Annotated in this window: 6 protein-coding genes; 4 read left to right on the forward strand and 2 right to left on the reverse strand. The window is 43.7% G+C overall.

Annotated features, from left to right (window positions below; all coding sequences use genetic code 11):
- The 4 genes from VE944_RS34335 to VE944_RS01265 form a co-directional block, all read left to right on the forward strand.
- Positions 1 to 178 (forward strand): TLTLP motif-containing protein (locus VE944_RS34335; protein ID WP_475483614.1); only part of this gene is annotated, 178 nt, incomplete at its 5' end.
- Between the two features lie 471 nt (positions 179 to 649).
- Positions 650 to 1162: an inorganic diphosphatase gene (locus VE944_RS01255; RefSeq protein ID WP_100901064.1), complete on the forward strand. Its 513-nt coding sequence runs from the start codon at positions 650 to 652 to the stop codon at positions 1160 to 1162.
- Positions 1163 to 1316: 154 nt separating this feature from the next.
- The gene (gene panD / locus VE944_RS01260) at positions 1317 to 1700 is read left to right on the forward strand and encodes an aspartate 1-decarboxylase (RefSeq protein WP_229485580.1); all 384 of its coding nucleotides are present in this window, start codon (positions 1317 to 1319) and stop codon (positions 1698 to 1700) included.
- 11 nt (positions 1701 to 1711) lie between these two features.
- Complete coding sequence (locus tag VE944_RS01265; protein WP_324971138.1) at positions 1712 to 2614, forward strand: MBL fold metallo-hydrolase; 903 nt, start codon at positions 1712 to 1714, stop codon at positions 2612 to 2614.
- 281 nt (positions 2615 to 2895) lie between these two features.
- Here VE944_RS01265 and VE944_RS01270 read toward each other — a convergent pair whose 3' ends face one another.
- The gene (locus tag VE944_RS01270; RefSeq protein ID WP_324971140.1) at positions 2896 to 4113 is read right to left on the reverse strand and encodes an HhoA/HhoB/HtrA family serine endopeptidase; all 1218 of its coding nucleotides are present in this window, start codon (positions 4111 to 4113) and stop codon (positions 2896 to 2898) included.
- Positions 4114 to 4403: 290 nt separating this feature from the next.
- Entirely contained in the window at positions 4404 to 5726 is a 1323-nt protein-coding gene (locus VE944_RS01275) for a D-alanyl-D-alanine carboxypeptidase (protein ID WP_324971142.1), read from the reverse strand.
- Between the last annotated feature and the right edge of the window lie 340 nt (positions 5727 to 6066).

The following is a 6066-nucleotide window of genomic DNA, read 5'->3' on the forward strand; positions in this document are numbered from 1 at the left end:
AAATAGCCAGTCTGCCAATAGCGACACATATTCCCAACGTTTGGCAGACATTGTGGGAACTGCGATCGCTCTATTAACTCTCATTCTCCCCGTATTTGTCATCGCCCACTATTCTTCAAGTAATGTTCAAAATAACCAGCAACCCCTGGTTCAAAATTTCAAAGGAAGTCAAGATTGATAAAGCTTTCTAGTAGGATTTCACTAGCAGAAAAGCTACAAAAAAAGAGAAAACTGATTTTGAGACAATTTCTCTAGATTTGGATGTAGTCCATCAGAAATAAGCTGAAATCTGTCTTGTGTGACTCTAGATATCAGTTGTCTTGACAGAGTAGATGCAGCAATAAATCCCTCCAACAGCAATTAAGGACGGTAGAGAATAATACCCTCTTGAAAAAAGCGTTGTGAAGTTTCTTCACAACGCTTTTTCCATTGCAATTAGGAGTGGCAGAGATGAGGAGGATCAGGGAGAAATCAATTCAAAATTCAAAATTGAAGAACTTCTGCCTCCTCCTCCCCACCTACCTACTTATCTTGTGAAATGAAAATGAATACGTTGGGAAGAAAGAGATCCATATTGCCCTAAAATTCTACACGGGGAGTGAAGCTGACTGAGTACCCCCATGATTCATTGTTATCAGAGGAGTTTTTTGTGGACTTATCTCGTATTCCTGCCCAACCAAAACCAGGTCTAATCAACGTTCTGATTGAAATTACTGGCAAAAGTAAAAATAAATACGAATACGACAAGGAACTAGAAGCTTTTGCTCTAGACCGAGTACTTTATTCCTCGGTACAATATCCTTATGACTACGGCTTTGTACCCAATACTTTGGCTGATGATGGCGATCCCCTAGATGGTATGGTCATAATTGACGAGCCAACCTTTCCAGGCTGTGTGATTGCCGCACGACCTATTGGCTTTTTGGAGATGATTGACGGTGGCGATCGCGATGAAAAAATCCTTTGTGTTCCTGACAAAGATCCGCGCTACACTCAGGTCAAATCCCTGAATGACTTAGCGCCACACCGTTTAGATGAAATTGCCGAATTTTTCCGTAGTTATAAAAATTTGGAAAAAAAGGTGACTGAAATTCTCGGTTGGCAAGATGTGGACAAAGTTGCAGCTTTAGTAGAAAAATCCGTTAAAGCTTATAGAGGATAATAGAGGAGTTAGGAGTTAGGAGTTAAGAGTTAAAAGTTAAGAGTTATGAATTTTTATTTCTCACTCCTCACTCCTGACTTATCGCTCCTCACTCCTCACTTTAATAACTTTCACTTGTTACGGATTGTAAAATCTGTCACTAACCCAAACCCAAATGCAGCGCACTCTCCTTTTGGCAAAAATTCATAACTGCACCCTCACGGGAGCAAATATCAACTATGTGGGTAGTATCAGCATTGATGAAATGCTTTTAGAAAAAGCTGGCATCTTACCCTATGAGCAGGTGCAAGTAGTTAATAATGCCAACGGTCAGCGCTTTATTACTTATGCGATCCCGGCTCCAGCCCATTCAGGAATAATTGAGCTAAATGGGGGTGCGGCACGTCTAGGCATTATTGGCGATCGCTTGATTATAATGACTTACGGGCAGTTCACTCTAGAAGAGTTAAAAAGTTACTCTCCTACGGTAGTCATTGTGGACGAAAAAAACAGGCTCTTAGAAGTGCGGCACTATGATGATCTGCTCAGTAAGGTCTAATTTCAAGGAAAATGTCAAATTTTGAGTTGTTGGATTCCCAGAGCTACGTACCTGAAAAGTCATCTACCCTGCCAAGTAGCCCAGCAGATGAATTTATTGTGCAATTTTGGGGTGTAAGAGGTTTGATTCCCACCCCAAGTAGCCATACCTGTCGTTATGGTGGTAATACCGCTTGTGTAGAAATGCATGTAGCCGGGAAACGGTTGATTTTTGATGGCGGTACTGGCTTACGCATACTGGGTAAAACTTGGCAAGAAATGCAACAGCCACTAGAAGCCCATTTATTTTTTACCAACTGCCAATCAAATAGAATTCAAGGGTTTCCCTTTTTTGCTCCAGCATTTATTGGGGAAAATTGCTTCCATATTTACGGCACAGCTGCATCAAATGGAGCCTCAATCAAACAATGTCTGTACGATCAGATGCTCCAGCCACACTTTCCTTACCCTTTACAGGTAATGCAGTCGGAATTGCAATTTTACAATCTCACTCCAGACAGTGACGTTAAGCTAGATGATGTCATCATTACAACTGCATTCATTAATCAAACTCAGAGGTCAGTTGGCTACCGAGTCACTTGGAAAGAGTATAGTGTTGCCTACGTCACGGATTTACACCAGAATGCCGATCAAGTGGAGCGAGAGCGGATTTTACAGTTCATTCAAGGTGTTGACTTGCTAATTGCCAATGCAACTTACACTCCGCCTACATCTCACAACCATGATTCTGCTGATTTACTCTGGCAAGCTGCGGTGAATGCAGGTGTTAATGCTGGCGTCAAACGGCTAGTTATTTCTCATCATCACCCAGATGATCATGATGATTTTCTTGATCAGGTTCAAGTCGATGTTAAATCTGCCTTTCCTCAAGGAATACTAGCCCGTGAAGGTCTAATTTTAATTGTTGCTAAATGATTTAGATTTGTTGGCATTTTGAAATCGGTGGTAGAGCGATGCTTACGAGGGTAAGCTATGCACAAGCACTGACTTGTCAGTTCGCTTTTTTGTCGAGATGGTGTGATCTGGTGTGTCCTTAACAAATTTCTATACAAATAAATTTCGGTATCAGTCAGCCCAAGATGTTATTGCAGGATTAGACCAGATAGACTAAAAGGTTGCTATACAAAATGTACAAAGGGCACAGTATTGCTGTGCCCCTACTATTCCACACTATTAAAATCGGCTATATTACCCTTCTAAGAAGAAGCATTTTGCAACTCGGCTGTGCGGACTGAAAGCTGCTGTGTCTGATTACCTCGTTGGACTTTCACCTGTAATACTTGACCAAGACGACTGTCTTCCACAACGTTCTGCAATTGTTCAGCACTGGTAATAACTTTACCATCAACTTGAAGAATTACATCCCCGCGCCGGATACCCGCAGATGCGGCTGGAGAATTGGGGACAACTCGCATTACAAAAACACCATTAATTTCTGGTATCTGAATCGGAGAATTGGGATCGGTGTTATTTTGCTTGGCAAGATCGGGTGTCAAAGTTAGCATTTGCACGCCCAAATAGGGGTGAGCAACTTTGCCATCACGTTGCAATTGCGCGGCGATCGCTTTAGCTTTATCAATAGGAATTGCAAACCCAATACCCATTGCATCAGGACGAATGGCTGTGTTAATGCCAATCACTTCACCTTGGCCATTCAATAGTGGCCCGCCAGAGTTACCAGGGTTAATGGCTGCGTCTGTTTGAATGAAATCTAAGCGTTTGTCACTAATGCCAACTTGGGCGCTGGAACGTTTCAGGGTACTGACAATTCCCAAGGTAACGGTGTTGTCAAATCCCAAAGGATTACCAACTGCGATCGCCCAGTCTCCTACTTGAACGTTACTGGAAGAACCCAAAGGCGCTACTGGTAAATCGTTACCAGCATTAATTTTGACTACTGCCAAATCTGTGACTTCATCAATACCTTGAACTTTCCCTTCAAAGGTGCGACCATCTTTGAGCCGGACTGTTACTTTATCAGCTTTATCAACCACATGAGCATTAGTTAGAACTAATCCGCTCTTGTCAAGAATGAAACCTGAGCCTACACCGCGTAACTGCTCAGAAGGGATCTGCTGAGGTAAACCTTCACCAAAAAATCGACGGAAAAAGGGGTCTTCCATAAATGGATCAACGCGACGAGCAATTGTGCGCTCAGTATCAATTCTGACAACTGCTGCGCCAACACGATTCACTGCTGCTGTGACAAAGCTAGTGCTACTGATCGCAGCAGTGGCTGGTGATTGCCGTTGGGCAATCAGTTGTGAAGTATCTTCAGCAGTTACTATGGGTGCTGGTTCTGCTTGGGAGGGCAACACCTGCAATGTGCTAACGGTTAGCAGAACTCCTAGCACGATCGCTAAAACATGAGTACTGAGTTGGCGTAAAGACCTGGGTAATTTGAGAAATCGCATAATCACAACCTGATTTATAAGCTTAATTGTTGCCTAGTCGTGACAAATCTATTTACAGTTATTTTTACAAAATTGAGGTTGGCTTTTTACTTGGGGTTTCGCCTGCTCTCCCCAATAATGGGGTTAGGGCATTTTGCGAACTACCTGTAATCAAGTTAATGGAAAATTTAACCCAAAAGCTATTATGGACATTTACCCTTTACAAGTTCGGTTTTTACCCATCAATAAAACAAACTTTTGGATTGCGAATGAGACTGGCTTACTCTCTGTTCTAACGGTATATAGATGAACTAACTTTTGAATAAAATTTCATTTCGATTAGCTGCACCTAGCTGGGGTAAAGAGTTGATAGCTGAGTGGGGAGTGAGGGTAATAGGAACCGTTGGAGGTAGTTGTAATTGTTTTACAACACTTTGCAAAAGTTGATCTTGTCCAGTCCGCAAACCCCAGACATTTGTCCCCCGGTTGATAATAGCAAACCAAACCAAACCGCGATCGCGTGTGGGCATCACTCCGGCCAAAGCGCTTACATCCCGCAGAGTGCCAGTTTTAATCACAGTCGCAAGGGGAATGTGTCTGGCGTGTAGTGTCCCCCGGTGATCAAATCCAGACATGGGGAACAAGTCAGCCAGATTTAGTTGATGGGCAGATGCTTCAGCTTGAATAGCCATCAACATGGCACAAGCAGCTCTTGGGGAAATGCGATTTTCCGGCCCCAATCCAGAACCATTAATTAACTGAATTTCCATTTGTGGCACTCTCGCAAGGTTAGCAGCAGTTGACTGCACTACAGCCGCTCCTCCCACTGAGTCTGCCAGCATCTCTGCCATATCGTTGTTACTGTAAACATTCATTTCTTTGATTAGTTGTTTCAAAGGCAATGAGCGATGACGCAGTAACAAAGTTTGTCGGGGGTTTGGTTGCGCCTCAAATTTCACTGCACCAGCAATGACAACTTGAGGCTTGGGCGTTCCCTTGGGCATGATTGAGTGTGTATAAATAGCGGGGCGGCCCCAACTCGCACGATTTAGTGTTTGCTTGAGCATCACACCTGCTAGCATCGGCTGACGTTGGAAATTCATGGCAAAATTGCCAGTAATGAGCAAATTTCCCTTTACCTGCTTAATGCCCATTTTATTGAGAGTATTACCAAGAGCGATCGCTTCTTCCCAAACAAACATCGGATCGCCACCACCAGTAATTACCAAATCGCCCTGCACAGCCCCATTTACCACTGGCCCAGTGGCACTGACTAAGGTATCAAATTGGTAGTCTGGGCCCCAGGTTTTCAAAGCAACTAATGAAGTAGCAATTTTGGTTAAAGAGGCAGCTGGCAGAGGCGTTGTACCTTGGTGATTTGCCATCAGCATGGGCCCCGACTGCATCCAAATTCCCTGACTCTGGGCCAGATTTTGCGCTATCAGTTTCGATGTTACTAGCTGTTTCAGATATTCCTGCACCGTAGTAGCCCCAGCTGGATTGGGATCAGGGGCAAGAACTAATCCAGGGCTACTTTGCCAAGTCAAAGCGTCTAAGGCATCTAGAGGTTTGATTTGTACCCCGGCCATCTCTAGCCAGAGCGACACCAAACCTGAACCCAATAATTCCAGCATGTTTTATTCCTCTGTTAAGATGTGACACAGTGTTTACTGTGCTAATATACAAGCTTTTTTACAAGAATCAGCATTGAGCTATAGTAACTGCTGTTTTTCTCATCTGTAAGGAGGGTAAACCATATTGTTTTCGCGGCTTTTTTAACAATGCCAAAATGCCCATTGCTCATGAAGATAGCCACATGGGATTGAAGAAAGAGACAAGGGGACAAGGGGACAAGGGGACAAGGGGACAAGGGGACAAGGGGAGGAATTCAGATGGGGATTCAGACCCCACCTGATTTAAGTCCACCAAAAAGTGGTGGGGGTCTTAAACCCTTGGGCGTTGCCGCACGACTTG

This window comes from Nostoc sp. (assembly GCF_035638895.1).
Classification (GTDB): Bacteria; Cyanobacteriota; Cyanobacteriia; order Cyanobacteriales; family Nostocaceae; genus Nostoc.

What these genes read in the sequence shown, in the direction of transcription:
- panD (WP_229485580.1), top strand. Translation starts at nt 1,317, where the DNA reads ATGCAGCGCACTCTCCTTTTGGCAAAAATTCATAACTGCACCCTCACG.
- VE944_RS01265 (WP_324971138.1), top strand. Translation starts at nt 1,712, where the DNA reads ATGTCAAATTTTGAGTTGTTGGATTCCCAGAGCTACGTACCTGAAAAG.
- VE944_RS01270 (WP_324971140.1), bottom strand. Translation starts at nt 4,113, where the DNA reads ATGCGATTTCTCAAATTACCCAGGTCTTTACGCCAACTCAGTACTCAT.
- VE944_RS01275 (WP_324971142.1), bottom strand. Translation starts at nt 5,726, where the DNA reads ATGCTGGAATTATTGGGTTCAGGTTTGGTGTCGCTCTGGCTAGAGATG.